Source organism: Sulfurimonas sp. HSL3-7, from assembly GCF_039645985.1.
In the GTDB taxonomy this organism is placed as follows: domain Bacteria; phylum Campylobacterota; class Campylobacteria; order Campylobacterales; family Sulfurimonadaceae; genus Sulfonitrofixus; species Sulfonitrofixus jiaomeiensis.
The window spans coordinates 1041333-1057041 of the sequence record NZ_CP147919.1; the positions used below are offsets into that span (position 1 = coordinate 1041333).

Here is a 15709-nt window from a genome sequence, read left to right on the forward strand (position 1 = left end):
GTTCCTTTCTGCCTAACGTTTGTCGTGAGCAATATGAAGCCGTTTAGGATTCATATTGCGCTCCTCGTACTTGTTAGAGGTCTATTTAGGTATATCATTTATTTTGACCATATAAACAATTTTCTTTTTTCTTTTATCTCTTCATCTTCAGTAGAATATACCTTTTCGTATACATACAAGGCTATAAAAAGAACAACAGCAAATATGTGGGCTACAAGACCAAATAATGCCCATAGAATATTTTTTTGATTTAACTGTTTGGCTAAAGAGTATAGCCAAATGGCAATAACAATATTATCAATATTCTTAGCTAATATTCCAATTGGAATAGCAACATATGAAACTATCCAAGTAGGGTCTTCAATATTTCTTGCATATGTTGCAAATGCCATACCAATTGTAACAGTAAAAATATATGCTGGCATATACCAATAGATAAGTTTTTCTATCTCTTTACGTAAGTTCATTATGTTCCTCTAACGGTTGTCGTGAGCAATAATTTTCCTGCTAGGGTAAATTATTGGTCTCCTCGTACTTGTTATGTGTTTTTAACACCACTTTCAAATGTGTACCAAGATTGTTGAACATAAGACTCTGCCTCTAATTTGTTCATTACTCTTCCTGAAGCTTCTTCTGCGTATATTATTACTTCATCTAGTTTGTTTTTTAAATACGGATCATTAATATGGGCTTTAATTTGGGAAGCTTGAAACTTTAAACGACTTACTAAAGGTTGTGCTTCTTTTTTTGTGGGTGCATTTATAACTTCTTCGATAGATTTCCAAAGGTTAGCTAGTTCATCGGTGTTCATTTATTTTATCTCCATTTGTATACATAACGTTTAAAATGAGCAATCAAAAAGCCGCTCGCGGGTTTTTGATTGGTCTCCTTTTGTTTGTTAGGTGAATTGTAACGCAACCCATCATTGGGTATTCTCAATCCGAGTTTCCGGTGTTACCCAGCCAATCTCCGCACCGCCAGGATCGCGAATCCAAACGACACGACCAACACCGGGGACCACCCAGGGTGCTTTAAGTACTTGGCCTCCCAAACTTTCAATTCGACTAATCGCTTTATCTAGGTCGTCAATGTGCACGTACGTCACCCAGCGGTCAGTATCACGAGAGTCATCAGTACCTTCTAGCTCGAGCACGCCACAAACAGGTTTCTCAGCTGATAAGCCAATCCAATAAGTACCTCCCGATGGCATTCTCTCCGCGCGGAACTCCCATCCAATGGTTTCATGATAGAAACGAATAACTTTATCTACATGGTGCGTTTGAAGTTCATTCCAGTTGAATTCTCCATGCTTGGACATGATTCTCTCCTTCGCCTAACGTTTAAAATGAGCAATCAAAAAGCCGCCCGCGGGTTTTTGATTGGTCTCCTTTGGTTTGTTATACACAATTAACCTTCGTATACTAATTTTTTTACAGGTTTACGTTTACCTGCAATATATAAATTTAAATACAAGCGTTTACCACCAAGTGCTTTATGTCCCCATGCAAAGTACTTAGGGCCACTAAAATTTAATTTTATGCTTGAATGTCCAGCAATGTAAATATCACTAGTACCGTCTGCTGGATTTTCATTTCTATAAGGCACCCATTTAAAAGCTTTTTTTTCACAAAACAATAATTCCCAGTAAGTTACGGTCATTGGCTTATCGGAGAGGTTCCTGATGATTATGTCGTTTCCAATTTCAGGTAGTCCTACAAAGTTATAACTTACTTCGATACGACGTCTTGAAGACCAAAGTTCCCATATTTTAATCAAGGCCAACAGGGTGGAAAGCCCTGCACCCCATATTGCAATTAACTCTTTAAAGATTTCCATAATTGAAGATTTCTACCTTTAATTTGATACATTTTATTAAGACTGAAAATATGGAACTTCTCTTACACCATAAAAGGGAAGTTTTGCCATGAAAATCGCTACATATTTATTTCTAATAAAATCAACTTTTGCTTCTATTGTTTGTTCGGAAGGTTTTTTGTCATATCTGTTTAATCTAATTTCAATACCTTCATATTTTGTATCCATTCTAGGAATGGCGGTGACATGGAATCCAAACTTGTCATAGACAAATACCCAGTCTTTTGCTTTTGGAATCTGAAAATATAGAGTTCCATCTTCAGCAACTTCATAGCTCGCCTTGTTAGAACCAAGCTCATATTCAACTTGATTTTTTCGTAAATCTCTAAATTTAATATCAACTAATGTTCCTACTACTGATTTTAACTCCGAAGTGATTTTAAAACCTTCATAGATTTTATAAAACACATACGCTACTACTATCGCTCCAATAAATGCGAAAAACTCCATTAGCTTCCTTCTTGTGTATAACGTTTGAACGCACCAATAAGAAACCTGCTCGCAGGTTTCTTATTGGTAGTGCCGTGATTTGTTAAACACCTAAAACTTATTCTATTCCCCAATATTTTTTGTCTTGAGGCGATAATGTGGAATACACATCATTTAAGACGTTGCTCAGTTCAGAACTGACATTGCCGAAACTACGATAATTTGTAAGAATATATCTTCTCACTGTATTAGGCCATTTTCCTAGTGCGTGTGCAGTTGAAATAATTCCTTTTGCATCGTGATAACTGGTATTTTTCCTAATTTCACTAAGCCTATTTTCAAAATGACCATAAGTCCATTCATCTGTTCTTTGTTCAAACTCATTTAGCAGACGTTCTTTGTATTGCGCAAGTTTTGGCATGATCTTTTTCCTTTATGTTTAACGTTTAAAATGAGCAATAAAAAAGCCGCCTGCGGGTTTTTGATTGGTCTCCAGAGTATTGTTATACTTACCAAAATTTAAATGATTTTACTGATTGAAGTTGAGAAAGTGTTGAGTATTTAAATCTTTGCAACTGCATAAACAGTCAACGACACTCTTGATTCACAATGTCTTCTTCTATCCGGCCAATCATCTTGCCATTTAGAAACTTGCCAGTACATTTGTGTACACCCTGCATGTAGAGTATTTTCTTTTCCGTATCTTTCCTCTGTTGTTTTTCTTAATTGATCGATTAGCCCATTACGTAGTTGTATACACCTGTTTTTATCACAGCCTGTAACTCCACTCGAGCTCAAAGTGTCACTTAGATATTCTATTTTAAGTGACTCCCCCTGTGAGATTCGTGCTTTAAACTCAGTTAATTGATTCTCTTCTACCGGATATGTTTCTAATTGCATTAGTTTGTCTCCTTCTATATGCAGTATAACTATTTATTGGTGCACATTTTATACAACTAATGCTTAAATACGAACTTAGTAAAACTTATGAAATATTGTAAAAAACTGTTATTTTGTTACAGAATGTCATATTTGTATGCTTTTCAGTCTAAAAAGGCGTACATTAGCTCTTAGATGAAGTGTACTAAGTAATGAAAATGGACTTAGTTGAACACTTTTGCAGTACTAAGTTCAGATTTAGGACTTAGGTGACATTCAGGAGAGTGATTATGAAGAAAAAGCTACTTGACATTACACGCGATAAGATCAGACTGAAACACTACAGTATGAAAACGGAACAGAGTTATGTAGGCTGGATAAAGCAGTACATCTTTTTTCATAACAAACGCCATCCTATAGAGATGGGGAAAAGTGAGATAGAGCAGTTTTTAACACATCTTGCAGTCAATAGAAAAGTTTCGCCTACGACACAGAATCAAGCCTTTTATGCCATTGTGTTTTTGTATGGAGAGGTGCTTGGTGTTGACATGAAAAGTCAGAATATTCAAGCGCTTCGGGCGCAGGAACGCAAACATATCCCTGCTGTTTTGACCAAAGAAGAAGTCGCATTGATCCTGGCAAATCTAAACGGTATATATGAGCTGATGGTCTCATTGATGTATGGTTGTGGGCTGAGAATGCAGGAAGCATTAAACCTCCGTGTAAAAGACATCGATTTCGGTTTTGACAAGATATATGTCTTTAATTCCAAGTCAATGACAGACAGAACACTGCCCCTGCCACAAAAGCTGAAAGAGCGGTTGAAACGGCAAGTTGAAAAAGTAGAGCAACTGCACAGAGGTGACAGTGAAGCAGGGTATGGATCGGTCTATCTGCCGCATGCACTGGAAAAGAAGTTTCCAAAAGCAAAGTACGAGACAAAATGGCAATATCTGTTTCCCGCCCGTAATATAGCCAACGATCCCAGAAGCGGTGTCGCTCGCCGTCATCATCTTCATGCGCAAACATTGGGACGGGCCATCAAGGTCGCAGCGCAAAAAGCCAATATACATAAACGTGTGACATCGCACATCTTCCGACACTCCTACGCGACGCATCTGTTGCAGGCAGGCATAGACCTGCGTTCCATACAGGAGCTGCTTGGGCACAAAAGCGTTGAAACGACAATGATCTATACGCATATTGTGGCGGAGATGAACAAAGGCAGGGTGGCCAGTCCGCTGGATATGTAGTTGCAGGGAGCAGGGACGAGGCAGAGCCTCATAAAGTAGTTTAGAGAAGCAGGTCGGCTTTGTAGGCTTTGATCACCTTGTCGTTGCGGTCGACGATCTCCATAGCGTAGGTCTCTTCATTCGCGATCAGTTTGTACTCGTTCCAGCTGCTTTTTTCACGTACGAAGTGTCTGGAGAGGACTTCGTAACCGTCTTCATTCAGAAGGGCGTTGAGCTTTTGGCGCTGCTCATTGGTGAGGTTGGAGAGCTCGATCAGTGAACCCGAACCTTTGGCAGCCGTTGTTTCGCTCTCTTCGTCGATGGTAAAAAGCGGATCGAGGAAGTTGTCGATAAAGGCGTATTTGTCGAACTTGACCAGGTCTTCGGGCTGTTCGCCGACGCCCACATACAAGATGGGGATGCGCATGGCGTGGGCGATAGAGAAGATCGAACCACCCTTGGCGGTACCGTCGAGTTTTGTGATGATGATGCCGTCGATGTCGATCATCTCGTTAAAGGCTTTGGCCTGGGCGATGGCGGAGTTGCCCTGCGTACCATCGAGCACCAGAATCTTGCGGTGCGGTGCTCCCGGATGGGCCTTGTCGCTGATGCGGACGATCTTTTTAAGTTCGTTGGCCAGGTTGGTCTGCGTGTGGAGGCGGCCGGCCGTGTCGATGATGACACGGTCAAAGCCTTTGGCTTTGGCGGACTCGATGGCGTCGTAGCAGACGGCTGACGGATCATGCCCCTGGCGTGATGAGACAATGGGGACATCGAGTTTGTCCGCCCAGCGGGTCAGCTGTTCGATGGCCGCTGCACGAAAGGTGTCGGCAGCGCCCAGCATAACGCGCTCTCCCCGGTCTTTGCACTGCTTGGCCAGTTTGGCGATGGTGGTCGTCTTGCCGGCGCCGTTGACACCGATGATCAGTTCGACAAAGGGTTTTGTGAATTCGGGCTCTTCATAGTTCGCCCACGCCATCGTCGCCAGCAGTTTTGATTCGAGCTGCTCTTTGGTGACCTCGTCCTGGTAGAGTTCACGGAGGATGATCTCAATAAGATCGTATTCGACGTCGGCTTCGAGCAGGATCTCTTCGAGCTCCTCTTTCGGAATGCGCACCCGTTTTTTGGGGGCGACGACCTTCATCGCTTCGGTAGTCTTGGCCAGACCCTTTTTGAAAAAACTAAACATTATTTACCCAACGCCTTTTTGATGTCGCTCTCGATCATCTCTTCGGGCGTCTGGCCGACATAATGGGTGATGTACTGACCGTCTTTGTACATCACCATAAACGGGATAGGAAAACGCTGGCCCGCTTTGGTCGCTGAGGCGATGGCACGGTAGAGTTTTTCATTGTCCTTGGAGTTGACAATGGCATACTCGGCGCCGTATTTCTCTTTGAAGGCATCCAGATCGGCATTGGCAATGCCGTCTTCGATCGTCACGCCCAAGATGAGAAACTCTTCATTGTATTTTTTTTGCAGGTGGCTGAGGTTGGGTGCTTCGGCACGGCACGGCGGGCACCAGGTGGCAAAGATGTCGAACATGACGACTTTGCCGTCATGGCCTTTGACGTAAAAGTTCAGACCCTCTTTGGTGACGTTATAGTCGACACCGTTCGTATCGACAAGATGAAAGGTGCTTGAAGCCACCATGCTCTCTTCTTCGTCGGAGTTACTGCTGCATCCCAAAAAGAGCAGGGGTAGTGCAATAGAGAGTGAAATAAGTGTCTTTTTAAACATCGAAAGCCTTTTTGTGAGCACATAACACATCCTTAGGGGATACTGGGTGCCCTTTAGATAAAATTATCGTGATTATAACCAATCTAAGGTGCAAAATGTCTGTGACAAAAGTGACTTTACGAAAAAAATGTCTTCAAACGCTGCAAATGCTAAGCCCCCACAACAGCGCTTATCGTAACGCAAAGATTACGGCCAAGCTGCTGATGCACCCTAAAGTAAGAGATGCTGAAAGTGTGCTGGCCTTCTGGCCTCTGGGGATGGAACCGGATATCCGCAGCGGTATTGCGGCCTTAAGACGCAACAAAAAAGTATATATGCCGTTTATGGAAGACGACAGTTTCAAGATGGTACCATTTAGACTCCCTCTGACTCAAAAACAGTTTGGAATTTATGAGCCCGGGAATTCGAATTTAAAAATAAAAAAAATTGATGTAGCAATAGTACCAGCAGTGGGTGTCGACGGTGAAGGACGCCGTATAGGTTTCGGTAAAGGAATGTACGACCGCTTTTTTGCAAGACTAAAACACAAACCATATATCATATTTGTTCAATCAAAACTCTGTAATACTTCTAAATATATATGCGACGAGTATGATATAAAGGCAGACTTACTGATTACCCCTGAGGCGTATTATGCAGCAGCAAAGGGTACTAAAAATGATAAACGAAATACTCTTAGGAGGTGGCATAGCCACACTTAGCGGACTGCTTGGATTTTTTATCTGTAAAAAAATCAGCAGTGCACAATTTGACATCTATGTACAACAGGCCAAAGCAAAGGCCGCTGCGATTGACAGTGAAGCCGAACTGTTGCTTGAACGATCAAATATCAAAGCCAGAGAGATCGAACTTCAGGCCGAGAAGCAGTACAATGAGGCAAGCGAACGTGCCCTTAAAGAGCTCTCCGGACGCGAAGCGGCCATAGCAGGCAGGGAAAAAGATCTCGAGGCCGAGGTCAAAGAAAAGCAGAGAGAACTGGAGAATGAACGCGGCATTGTTACAAGCCTGAAACTAAATGTTGAACGCCAATCACGGAGTCTGGACAAGCTTAAAAAAGAGTATGAACAGAGTCTGGACAAAGCGATCAATGCCGTAGAAAACGCTGCGGGAATGACAAAAGAAGAGGCCAAAGAGCTTCTGTTGAAGCAGGTTGAAGAGCGTTCTCGTGCCGATGTCGCCCATATTGTCCGTCGTTATGAAAACGAAGCCAAACAAGAGGGCGAACGTAAGGCAAACTACATCCTGGCACAGGCGACGTCGAGGTTTGCCGGTGAATTTGCCCATGAACGTCTGATGAATACGGTGCAGTTGAGCGATGACGAGCTCAAAGGGCGTATTATCGGCCGTGAGGGCCGAAACATCAAGACCCTTGAGGCACTGATGGGTGTGGATATCATCATCGACGATACCCCGAATGCGATCATCGTAAGCAGCTTCAACATGTACCGCCGGGCGATCGCCACACGTACCTTGGAGCTTCTGGTCGAAGACGGGCGCATCCAGCCGGCGCGTATAGAAGAGATCTACAACAAAGTCTGCGCGCAGTTCGAAGAGAAGATCATTGAAGACGGCGAGAACGTTGTCTTTGAACTGGGGCTCAGCGGACTGCATCCGGAACTGATCAAACTGATAGGGCGTCTGCGCTATCGGGCAAGTTACGGTCAAAATGCCTTGGCGCATACACTCGAAGTTGCCAACCTTGCGGGGATCATGGCAGCGGAGATGGGCGGTGATGCAAAGTTGGCTAAACGGGCGGGCGTTTTGCATGATATCGGCAAGGCGTTGACCCACGACTTTGAAGGCTCCCATGTCGATCTGGGTGCGGAGGTCTGTCGACGCTACAATGAAGATCCGGTGGTCATCAATGCCATCTATGCCCACCATGGACTGCAGGATATAGAGACCATAGAATGTGCGGCGGTCTGTGCGGCAGACACCCTTTCTGCTGCACGCCCGGGAGCACGCAGGGAAGTTCTGGAAAGCTTTTTGAAACGGGTTACTGCGATCGAAGAGATCGCGACCTCCAAAACAGGGGTGAAACAGGCCTACGCCATCAATGCCGGGCGTGAAGTACGTGTTATGGTCAGTGCGGAACTGGTGAGTGACGATGAGGCGTCTCTGCTGGCTAAAGAGATTGCCGAAGAGATCGAATCCAAGGTGAGCTATCCCGGCAATATCAAAGTCAACGTGATCCGTGAAAGCCGCGCTGTAGAGTATGCTAAGTAGGCTTATAGGCCTACGCTGAAAAGTCCATAAAGAGATAGTGTATTATAATTTATTGTAATATAACGTGACAAGTATGTGATAATATTAAGTTATACTATTTTAAGAGTGGAGTGCTGAGCACTTTTCAAGGTATAGCGATGGATGCAACTCAAATAGCACATAACATACGTCTCGCAAAAGCGGATAATGCCCGGTGGCTGGATTGTGCACAGCGTATGATGATGGGTGAGCAAGTGGGTAAAGCGTGTATACCAAGCCATCAAAACAGTTCTCCGCCATACAGCTGGCTGTATGAACACAGTAGTGAACTCAACCAGCTTTACAACGGATATGACAATAAATTAGAAGTCGATCTATTCCATTTTGAGATCATTGAACAGATCGAGATGCTTCGTTTTACCATGGATGAAAATTGTCTCAAAATATACAAGCTCTGTTTCCCGCAGCGCAAGAACTCTTTTTTCTTCAATCTTTTTCATCGTAACAAAAAGATTACAAAGTTTGAAGCTGCCGAGGCACAACGATATTTTCAGAACATGCAGCAGGCAGTCGAAGCGTTGGATGCGATGCTTGATCATTTAGAACAGTCTTTCGGCCAATTGTGCAAATTGACTATTTCGTAAATGCTGCTTTTCATTCATATGCAAGATAGTCATATATCTTGTCACACTCTGCCGGACAGGGCAGGATCATTGGATAAAAAGCTATCTTCGTATAATTAAAATAAACTGCAATTTCTGTTTTAATCTTTCATATTTATAATTTTTTGTGATAATAATGTAATAATATAGATATAAAATACTCTTATAAATAATTTCGTAGATAATGGAGATGGTCATGAATAAAGCAGAAACGTTAGAGCAACTGCATAATGCCAAAAAAGCACATGTTAAATGGGTGCAGCGTGCAAAAGCTTTGATAGAAGGCTTACCGGTAGAAAAAGATGCCATTCCTGTTGATTGTACCGAATGTAAATTTGGTCAATGGTTTTATGGAGACGGGCAGAATCTCAATGCAATTCCGGGCATGGATTGTCTGCATGAGATCGAAACCCTGCACTTTAATCTGCATGATATGTATATGAAGATCTTTAAGGTCTATTTTGGCGATATGAACCGTTCTTTTTTCTCCAAACTTTTTAATATGAAGAAGAAGATATCAGACAGCGATAAAGATGTCGCTAAAAAGTATTATGATCAACTGTTGGATATTTCGCATCAACTGATCGCGGTGATCGATCGACTTGAACGTCGGTTGCATGCGATGTCGGCAGATGCCTTTAAAGAGACTGTTTCTTAGACCATGTGACGCTTTCCGGTTCGCCGGCGTTCATCCGATCATTTCCAATAGACGGTAAATGAACGTTCTGTAAATAGCGAAACGAAAAGCATTGCTGGTTTGATATCAGGGGTTGGGGCCCCTTGCAAACAGCTATTTTTTGATTGTTACGACAATCGTGCCGCGAAGGTCACCAAATTTATAGCCGGTCGCTTTGTCATTCGGATAGGTTTTTTCAAAAAACTGTGACAGTTTCCGGTCCCCACTGATATCGCCATGACACTTCAGACAGACCTGCTTGTTGATCAGAAGCGGTTTGTAGTATTTGTAGGTCTCTTTGTTGACACGTTCTACAAGATACGCTGGCAGAACGACACCGTTTTGTTGCAGCGTTTCGAGAGACTGCAGGATCGCTTTCTCTTTGCCTTCGGCCAGGTTGGCGGGGTTGCGCTCTTTAAGCGAGATACGTTTTACATGGACATCCTGCCCAAACTGCTCATCGACATCTGCCGTCAGCGCGTAGGCCTTCGTGCTGCAAAACTCTGCCGCGCCGACCGGTCCTTCCGCCTTCATATGCTGTTGGAGGTTTTTGCCCAGCGTTTTGAGCAGTGCCGAGGAGACCTCCTGTCCCGTTTTGACCACAGAGGCAAGCTCCTCTTTATTGCTTTCGTAAGGGTTGGCGAGTAAAGCGGCAGCAGAGAGTGCAGTGAATAGGATTTTTTTCATCTTGATTCCTTTTTTATAGGTTTAGTGTATGCATCAGGTGTATTCCAGATACTCCTCATTGGCGTCTGAATCATCGTAGGGGTCCATGTGGATGATGGAGTGTACACGCTCATCTTCGAAGAGCTCTTCCAGTTCCGCTTCGATCTTGTCGCTGATGCGGTGCGCGTCGAAGAGCGAGACGCTGACATTGAAGACCACGTGTACGGTGATAAAGATATCGGAGCCCGAACGTCTTGTGGTCAGGTGATGATGGCCGTTGATGTCCTGGACACTGTCCAAATAACGGTTGATCTTTTCGATCTCTTCATCTTCAAGGGCGATATCCATGAGCATCAAGATCCCCTCTTTGATGATAGGAAAGGCGGAATAGATCATGTAAACAGTGATGGCGATGCCCAAAAGCGGATCGATGATCTCGAAATCGGTGTAGTGAATGACAGCGAGCGCAAGCAGTATCGCGCCGTTGGTGTAGAGGTCCGTCTGGTAGTGCAGTGCATCGGCACGAATGACAAGGTTTCCCGTCTTTTTGGCAATATGAACAAGAAAGAGCACGAGAAACGTCGTAATGAAAATAGAGATCACCATCACAATCAGAGAGAGCTCCATATAATCGATCTCTCTTGGCTGAAGCAGTTTCATAACGGCATTGTAGAGGATGAAAATGGCTGAGATCGAGATGATCGTGCCTTCCATAACGGCGGCAATGGCCTCGAGTTTACCACGCCCGAAGTTGAACTTTTTATCGGCTTTTTTCTCGGACTGGTGCAGGGCAAAATAGTTGAAAAGTGAGACCATGAGATCCAAGAAAGAGTCGATAGCCGAAGCCAGGATGGCGACGGAACCGCTCATTACACCGATGACCATCTTGATGGTGACCAAAAGTGCCGCAGTACTGGAGGAGACGATGGTTGCTTTCTGTTCTATGCGCATGAAAAGAATTTTAACAAGCTTTAGCTAAAATACAGCTACCTAGAACTAAGAGATATATATGGATTTGAATGCCCTGCGCGTGGAACGTGAAAAATGGATGACATGGAAGAATATCAAGCCTTTGCGCGAAGCGCTCGACTCGCTGCCTGACATAGACGCCGCACTTTTACTCGGTGATACCGTTGCCCTGCAAACGGATGATGCTGTCGATCATGAACAGATCGAATCGGTTGCCCGCATGATGATGCCGTGGCGAAAAGGGCCGTTTGACCTTTTCGGTCTCTTTATCGATACCGAGTGGCAGAGCTTTATGAAGTACAATCTGTTACGTCCGCACTTCAATCTTACGGACAAACGTGTTGCCGACATCGGCTGCAACAACGGCTACTATCTTTTCCGTATGCAGGAGGACAAGCCCGCCTCCCTGGTCGGGTTCGATCCTTCGGCGCTCTACAAGACCCAGTTTGATTTTATCAACCGCTTTGCAAAGACCGCTATCAAATACGAGCTTTTGGGTGTCGAACATCTCCCCTATTATGAAGAGAAGTTTGACACGATCTTCTGTCTGGGCGTGCTCTACCACCGCAGCGATCCGGTTGCGATGTTGAAGCAGCTCTACAAAGGGCTCAACAGCGTGGGAGAAGTGATCCTTGATACCTTTATGATCGACGGCGATGAGGAGATGGCATTATGTCCAAAGGGGAGCTACTCAAAGATCCCGAACATCTATTTTGTCCCGACCATTCCGGCTCTAAAGAACTGGTGCCTGCGTGCGGGTTTCAGTGACTTTGAGGTGCTGGAGACCTCAGTCACCTCGGCTGAAGAGCAGCGCAAGACGGAGTGGATAGAGGGGCAGAGCCTCGAAGACTTTCTGGATCCCGAAGATGAGACGAAAACAGTGGAGGGGTACAGCGCACCGAAACGTGTTTATGTCCGTTTGACGAAAAAGCCAAAGGAGAAGTGATGCAGCAAAACACCCATATGAAGATCGACAGTTCGCTCTGCGGCGAGGTGGTAGAGATCGGAGAGGGACGCGCGAGGGTCTCTCTGCTGACCACGGCGCAGATGTCGGCAGACGAAGAAGGGTTGGTACACGGTGGATTTATTTTCGGTGCGGCCGATTTTGCAGCGATGTGCGCAGTGAATGAACCCAACGTTGTGCTTGCCGGCAGTGAATGCCGTTTCCTGGCGCCGAGCGTGGTCGGTGATACGATCGATTTCGAGGCCACTGTCGTAAAGCGCGAGGGAGCCAAAGCTCTTGTCGAAGTGCAGGCTGTCAGCAAAGGAAAATCTCTCTTTAACGGGAACTTCAAAACAGTTGTCACAAAAGAACATGTACTGAAAAAGCAACAAGGATGAAAAATCTCCTGTTGATCGCGGTATCGGCCACTTTTTTCTTTGCCGGTTGTTCGTATGACCCGCCGGCGCCGATCCAGGTCAAACGCATGGACAGAGAGATTGATTACCTTGCCGATGTCAAGCCGATCCTGGACCGACGCTGCGTCGTCTGCCACTCCTGTTATAACTCCCCCTGTCAGCTGAAACTGAGCTCTTACGAAGGGGCCGATCGCGGTGCGAGCAAAGAGCTCGTCTACAAGGCAGAGCGCCTTCGTGCGCAGCCGCCGACCCGGCTTTTTATGGATGCCGAGACGACGGCGGAGTGGCGTAAAAAGAGTTTTTTCAGTGTGACCGGAAATACGGCGCCGGAGGGGTTCAACAACACGACGATGGCCCACCTGTTGCGGGCGAAAATGCGCAGTCCGCTCTCACCGGGCGAATACCGGCCGGAGACTGATCTCTTGAGCTGTCCCAAAAACGGTGAGGAGGTGGCTGAATTCATCGACAACCATCCTGAACGCGGTATGCCCTACGGCTTTCCGGCGTTGACGACGAAAGAGTATGAGACACTTCTGCACTGGCTTCAGCAGGGGGCGCACGGGCCAAACGAAGCAGAGCAGAAGAAGCTTGTCTCGCCGAGTCCTGCAGCCCTCGAAGAGATCGGGAAGTGGGAAAACCTCCTGAACCGCGAAGAGCCGAAATACCGCCTGACGGCACGATACCTCTACGAACATCTCTTTATCGCGCATCTCCATTTTCCGTCTGCACCGAATGCGTTCTATGAGCTCGTCCGCTCCAAAACACCGTCGCCGGAGAAGATCGAGGTGATCGCTACCGTCCGCCCCTTTGACGACCCCGGTGTTGAGAAATTTTACTACCGCATCCGCAAGATACATTCGACGATCGTTCATAAAACGCACATCGTCTTCGAGATGGATGACGAACAATATGAACAGATCACCCGTCTCTTTATCGGAACGCCCTGGCTTGAAGAGCCGCACCTGATGGATTATGACGAAGTGCGCAGCGCCAACCCTTTCCTGACCTATGCGCAGATTCCTCCGGAATCACGTTACCGCTTTTTGCTCCATAACAGCGAGTATATAACCAGAACCTTCATTCGCGGTCCCGTCTGCAAAGGGCAGATCGCGCTCAATGTTATCAACGACCACTTCTGGACCATGTTTCTGGATCCGAAATCCGATTTGAGCGTTCAACACCCGGAATTCCTGATCCGCGAGGCGAAAAATCTCAGTATGCCGATAGAGAAGGGGAGCTCGATGGGTGTCTTCAGCACCTTCAGTGACCGGTACCGCGAACGCTACCTGGCTTATATGAGAGATAAAGGGGAATTCTATCAGCGCTTCGGCGTCGGTACCAGCCTGAAAGATATATGGCGGGGTACACAAGCCGATGATGCCCCGGTTCTGACCGTTTACCGCCACTTTGACAGCGCCACCGTACGCAAAGGTGTACTGGGACAGCTGCCGAAGACGATGTGGGTGATGGACTACCCGCAGTTTGAACGTCTTTACTATGCGCTGGTCGCCGGTTTCGATGTCTTCGGGAACCTGTCGCACCAGACCAATGTCCGCCGGTATATGGACTTTCTGCGTATCGAAGGCGAGGCCACTTTCCTGACTTTTCTGCCGCAAAAAGAGCGGGTCAAGACATTCCGCTCCTGGTACATCGGCGATGACGCTGCGGAAGATATCAAAGGGATCGCCCCGAACTATGTTTCGAATATCCGTTACAGCGGCCCCCATTATAAACAGGAATTTATCGAGCAGGTCGTCGATAAGCATCTTCTCAAAGAGACCGCGATCGCATTCGACCACAACTACCTGCATCTGGGTGAAAAAGTACCCGACGTACTGCCGGAACATTATGACAGTGAAGCCGATTACCTGCAGGCTTTACGCGTCGTTGCAAGACCGGGCACGGCGTTTATGAAGGTGATTAACGGCTACAATGCCAATTTGGCACTTGTACGTGTGGTGCGAAAAGAGGGGGCGGATCTTGTCTATTCGATCGTGATCAACCGCTGGCACGACAACGTGAACGCTCTTTTCGATGAAGATGACCGCCTTGACCCAAGCAAAGACACGGCAGATTTTATCAAGGGCAGTGTCGGCTCCTACCCCAACTTCTTCATGGTCGTCAAAGAAGAGGAGCTGCCGGATTTTTTCGATTTGCTGGAACATTATGAGGAGACCCCGGCCTACGAGGCCAGACTGCTGCGCTACGGTGTTGCCCGAAACGACCTGGACTTCTGGAAGCATTATGACTGGTTCCAGGAACATTTTTACAAGGCTGAGCCGATTCAGTCGGGAATGTATGACCTGAACCGTTATTACTTCAGAGCCTGGTGAGAGAGCACTTCTTCGTGTCTCCGGATTTTAGCGGTTCGGCGCCGGTCCGGATGAACCCGGATGGGTCTTTTACTCCAGGCTCTGCAGCCAGTAGGGGGCGTTTTTCTGTTCGGCTTTGATGGAGGTTGTACCGCCGTGCCCGGGGTAAACGACTCTGTCGTAATCGATCTGCATAAAACGTTTGAGCGACTCCGCCATATCTCTCGGCGAAGAGTAGGGGAAGTCGGTGCGGCCGATACTCCGGTCGAAGATGAAGTCGCCGCTGAACATCGCATCGCCGATCTCTATCGTCGAGCAGCCCGGACAGTGGCCCGGAAAATGCCTGAAGGTGACCGGTACGCCGGCGATCTCGATCGTCGTCACCTCGCCTTCGACCGCGACATCGGGGTAGGAGGGCGGCAGATCCGGCACCCAGGAGTTGTCCGTCAGCATCGGGATGTCATCTTTCGGGGTGTAGAGCGGAATATTGAAATACTCCTTGACCTCCTGGTTAGACCAGACATGATCAAAGTGTGCGTGGGTGTTGAGCACCGCGACAGGGTTGGTGACATTGGCTTTGACCCACGCCGTTGCGTTGACACCGGGATCGATGATGAAGTCTTTACCGTCAACGGTAACGATATAACAGTTGGTTTGGTACATGCCCATCGGCTGAACTTTGATCTGCATTGAAAATCTTTCACA

Annotated in this window: 19 protein-coding genes and 1 pseudogene; 8 read left to right on the forward strand and 12 right to left on the reverse strand. The window is 46.4% G+C overall.

The genetic code is table 11. The annotated features are described in order from the left end of the window. Positions 1 to 98: 98 nt before the first annotated feature. The 7 genes from WCY20_RS05280 to WCY20_RS05310 form a co-directional block, all read right to left on the reverse strand. The gene (locus WCY20_RS05280) at positions 99 to 467 is read right to left on the reverse strand and encodes a hypothetical protein (protein ID WP_345977572.1); all 369 of its coding nucleotides are present in this window, start codon (positions 465 to 467) and stop codon (positions 99 to 101) included. Between the two features lie 71 nt (positions 468 to 538). Beyond that, complete coding sequence (locus WCY20_RS05285) at positions 539 to 811, reverse strand: hypothetical protein (protein WP_345977574.1); 273 nt, start codon at positions 809 to 811, stop codon at positions 539 to 541. Between the two features lie 111 nt (positions 812 to 922). Next, a complete protein-coding gene (locus WCY20_RS05290; RefSeq protein ID WP_345977576.1) occupies positions 923 to 1318 on the reverse strand; it encodes a VOC family protein in 396 nt (131 codons plus the stop codon). An 89-nt stretch (positions 1319 to 1407) separates the two neighbouring features. Beyond that, complete coding sequence (locus WCY20_RS05295) at positions 1408 to 1836, reverse strand: hypothetical protein (RefSeq protein ID WP_345977577.1); 429 nt, start codon at positions 1834 to 1836, stop codon at positions 1408 to 1410. A gap of 36 nt (positions 1837 to 1872) precedes the next feature. Next, positions 1873 to 2325, reverse strand: coding sequence for a hypothetical protein (locus WCY20_RS05300; protein WP_345977579.1), 453 nt, complete (start codon positions 2323 to 2325; stop codon positions 1873 to 1875). Positions 2326 to 2422: 97 nt separating this feature from the next. Then, complete coding sequence (locus WCY20_RS05305) at positions 2423 to 2725, reverse strand: hypothetical protein (RefSeq protein WP_345977580.1); 303 nt, start codon at positions 2723 to 2725, stop codon at positions 2423 to 2425. A 140-nt stretch (positions 2726 to 2865) separates the two neighbouring features. Then, a complete protein-coding gene (locus WCY20_RS05310) occupies positions 2866 to 3204 on the reverse strand; it encodes a hypothetical protein (protein ID WP_345977582.1) in 339 nt (112 codons plus the stop codon). Positions 3205 to 3473: 269 nt separating this feature from the next. Here WCY20_RS05310 and WCY20_RS05315 point away from each other — a divergent pair, with 269 nt between their 5' ends. After that, positions 3474 to 4436 carry an integron integrase gene (locus tag WCY20_RS05315; protein ID WP_345977584.1) on the forward strand — a complete coding sequence of 321 codons (963 nt, stop codon included), beginning with the start codon at positions 3474 to 3476 and terminating at the stop codon, positions 4434 to 4436. Between the two features lie 304 nt (positions 4437 to 4740). On the opposite strand, the pseudogene ftsY reads toward WCY20_RS05315, so the two are convergent. Together ftsY and WCY20_RS05325 are read right to left on the reverse strand one after the other, a co-directional pair. Continuing rightward, a pseudogene (ftsY, locus tag WCY20_RS05320) lies at positions 4741 to 5604 on the reverse strand (signal recognition particle-docking protein FtsY); the annotation flags it as partial. Beyond that, on the reverse strand, positions 5604 to 6155 hold the full coding sequence (locus WCY20_RS05325; RefSeq protein WP_345977585.1) for a TlpA disulfide reductase family protein: 552 nt from the start codon (positions 6153 to 6155) through the stop codon (positions 5604 to 5606). The pseudogene ftsY and the gene WCY20_RS05325, both read right to left, overlap by 1 nt. Before the next feature lie 95 nt (positions 6156 to 6250). Between WCY20_RS05325 and WCY20_RS05330 the strand changes: the two genes are divergently transcribed. The 4 genes from WCY20_RS05330 (at position 6251) to WCY20_RS05345 (ending at position 9680) form a co-directional block, all read left to right on the forward strand. After that, positions 6251 to 6856 carry a 5-formyltetrahydrofolate cyclo-ligase gene (locus tag WCY20_RS05330; RefSeq protein ID WP_345977587.1) on the forward strand — a complete coding sequence of 202 codons (606 nt, stop codon included), beginning with the start codon at positions 6251 to 6253 and terminating at the stop codon, positions 6854 to 6856. Continuing rightward, entirely contained in the window at positions 6813 to 8381 is a 1569-nt protein-coding gene (gene rny / locus WCY20_RS05335) for a ribonuclease Y (RefSeq protein WP_345977589.1), read from the forward strand. Before WCY20_RS05330 ends, rny begins: the two co-directional genes overlap by 44 nt. A 137-nt stretch (positions 8382 to 8518) precedes the next feature. Then, on the forward strand, positions 8519 to 9004 hold the full coding sequence (locus tag WCY20_RS05340) for a hypothetical protein (RefSeq protein ID WP_345977590.1): 486 nt from the start codon (positions 8519 to 8521) through the stop codon (positions 9002 to 9004). Positions 9005 to 9218: 214 nt separating this feature from the next. Next, positions 9219 to 9680: a CZB domain-containing protein gene (locus WCY20_RS05345; protein ID WP_345977591.1), complete on the forward strand. Its 462-nt coding sequence runs from the start codon at positions 9219 to 9221 to the stop codon at positions 9678 to 9680. Positions 9681 to 9812: 132 nt separating this feature from the next. On the opposite strand, the gene WCY20_RS05350 is transcribed toward WCY20_RS05345, so the two are convergent. Both WCY20_RS05350 and WCY20_RS05355 read right to left on the reverse strand, forming a co-directional pair. Further along, positions 9813 to 10385 carry a DUF3365 domain-containing protein gene (locus WCY20_RS05350; RefSeq protein WP_345977593.1) on the reverse strand — a complete coding sequence of 191 codons (573 nt, stop codon included), beginning with the start codon at positions 10383 to 10385 and terminating at the stop codon, positions 9813 to 9815. Between the two features lie 33 nt (positions 10386 to 10418). Continuing rightward, positions 10419 to 11315 carry a cation diffusion facilitator family transporter gene (locus WCY20_RS05355; protein WP_345977595.1) on the reverse strand — a complete coding sequence of 299 codons (897 nt, stop codon included), beginning with the start codon at positions 11313 to 11315 and terminating at the stop codon, positions 10419 to 10421. A 58-nt stretch (positions 11316 to 11373) separates the two neighbouring features. On the opposite strand from WCY20_RS05355, the gene cmoB reads away from it, so the two are divergent. Genes cmoB through WCY20_RS05370 form a run of 3 tightly spaced genes read left to right on the forward strand, consistent with a single transcriptional unit; the run spans position 11374 to position 15025 of the window. After that, positions 11374 to 12279 carry a tRNA 5-methoxyuridine(34)/uridine 5-oxyacetic acid(34) synthase CmoB gene (gene cmoB / locus WCY20_RS05360; RefSeq protein ID WP_345977596.1) on the forward strand — a complete coding sequence of 302 codons (906 nt, stop codon included), beginning with the start codon at positions 11374 to 11376 and terminating at the stop codon, positions 12277 to 12279. After that, complete coding sequence (locus WCY20_RS05365; protein WP_345977598.1) at positions 12279 to 12674, forward strand: PaaI family thioesterase; 396 nt, start codon at positions 12279 to 12281, stop codon at positions 12672 to 12674. The genes cmoB and WCY20_RS05365 overlap by 1 nt, the downstream gene beginning before the upstream one ends. Continuing rightward, a complete protein-coding gene (locus WCY20_RS05370; protein WP_345977599.1) occupies positions 12671 to 15025 on the forward strand; it encodes a fatty acid cis/trans isomerase in 2355 nt (784 codons plus the stop codon). The genes WCY20_RS05365 and WCY20_RS05370 overlap by 4 nt, the downstream gene beginning before the upstream one ends. Positions 15026 to 15094: 69 nt before the next feature. On the opposite strand, the gene WCY20_RS05375 is transcribed toward WCY20_RS05370, so the two are convergent. Next, positions 15095 to 15694, reverse strand: coding sequence for an MBL fold metallo-hydrolase (locus WCY20_RS05375; protein WP_345977601.1), 600 nt, complete (start codon positions 15692 to 15694; stop codon positions 15095 to 15097). Positions 15695 to 15709: the final 15 nt, after the last annotated feature.

Excerpts from the sequence above, each read along its gene's own strand:
- WCY20_RS05280 (WP_345977572.1), bottom strand. The coding sequence starts at position 467 with ATGAACTTACGTAAAGAGATAGAAAAACTTATCTATTGGTATATGCCA.
- WCY20_RS05285 (WP_345977574.1), bottom strand. The coding sequence starts at position 811 with ATGAACACCGATGAACTAGCTAACCTTTGGAAATCTATCGAAGAAGTT.
- WCY20_RS05290 (WP_345977576.1), bottom strand. The coding sequence starts at position 1,318 with ATGTCCAAGCATGGAGAATTCAACTGGAATGAACTTCAAACGCACCAT.
- WCY20_RS05295 (WP_345977577.1), bottom strand. The coding sequence starts at position 1,836 with ATGGAAATCTTTAAAGAGTTAATTGCAATATGGGGTGCAGGGCTTTCC.
- WCY20_RS05300 (WP_345977579.1), bottom strand. The coding sequence starts at position 2,325 with ATGGAGTTTTTCGCATTTATTGGAGCGATAGTAGTAGCGTATGTGTTT.
- WCY20_RS05305 (WP_345977580.1), bottom strand. The coding sequence starts at position 2,725 with ATGCCAAAACTTGCGCAATACAAAGAACGTCTGCTAAATGAGTTTGAA.
- WCY20_RS05310 (WP_345977582.1), bottom strand. The coding sequence starts at position 3,204 with ATGCAATTAGAAACATATCCGGTAGAAGAGAATCAATTAACTGAGTTT.
- WCY20_RS05315 (WP_345977584.1), top strand. The coding sequence starts at position 3,474 with ATGAAGAAAAAGCTACTTGACATTACACGCGATAAGATCAGACTGAAA.
- WCY20_RS05325 (WP_345977585.1), bottom strand. The coding sequence starts at position 6,155 with ATGTTTAAAAAGACACTTATTTCACTCTCTATTGCACTACCCCTGCTC.
- WCY20_RS05330 (WP_345977587.1), top strand. The coding sequence starts at position 6,251 with ATGTCTGTGACAAAAGTGACTTTACGAAAAAAATGTCTTCAAACGCTG.
- rny (WP_345977589.1), top strand. The coding sequence starts at position 6,813 with ATGATAAACGAAATACTCTTAGGAGGTGGCATAGCCACACTTAGCGGA.
- WCY20_RS05340 (WP_345977590.1), top strand. The coding sequence starts at position 8,519 with ATGGATGCAACTCAAATAGCACATAACATACGTCTCGCAAAAGCGGAT.
- WCY20_RS05345 (WP_345977591.1), top strand. The coding sequence starts at position 9,219 with ATGAATAAAGCAGAAACGTTAGAGCAACTGCATAATGCCAAAAAAGCA.
- WCY20_RS05350 (WP_345977593.1), bottom strand. The coding sequence starts at position 10,385 with ATGAAAAAAATCCTATTCACTGCACTCTCTGCTGCCGCTTTACTCGCC.
- WCY20_RS05355 (WP_345977595.1), bottom strand. The coding sequence starts at position 11,315 with ATGCGCATAGAACAGAAAGCAACCATCGTCTCCTCCAGTACTGCGGCA.
- cmoB (WP_345977596.1), top strand. The coding sequence starts at position 11,374 with ATGGATTTGAATGCCCTGCGCGTGGAACGTGAAAAATGGATGACATGG.
- WCY20_RS05365 (WP_345977598.1), top strand. The coding sequence starts at position 12,279 with ATGCAGCAAAACACCCATATGAAGATCGACAGTTCGCTCTGCGGCGAG.
- WCY20_RS05370 (WP_345977599.1), top strand. The coding sequence starts at position 12,671 with ATGAAAAATCTCCTGTTGATCGCGGTATCGGCCACTTTTTTCTTTGCC.
- WCY20_RS05375 (WP_345977601.1), bottom strand. The coding sequence starts at position 15,694 with ATGCAGATCAAAGTTCAGCCGATGGGCATGTACCAAACCAACTGTTAT.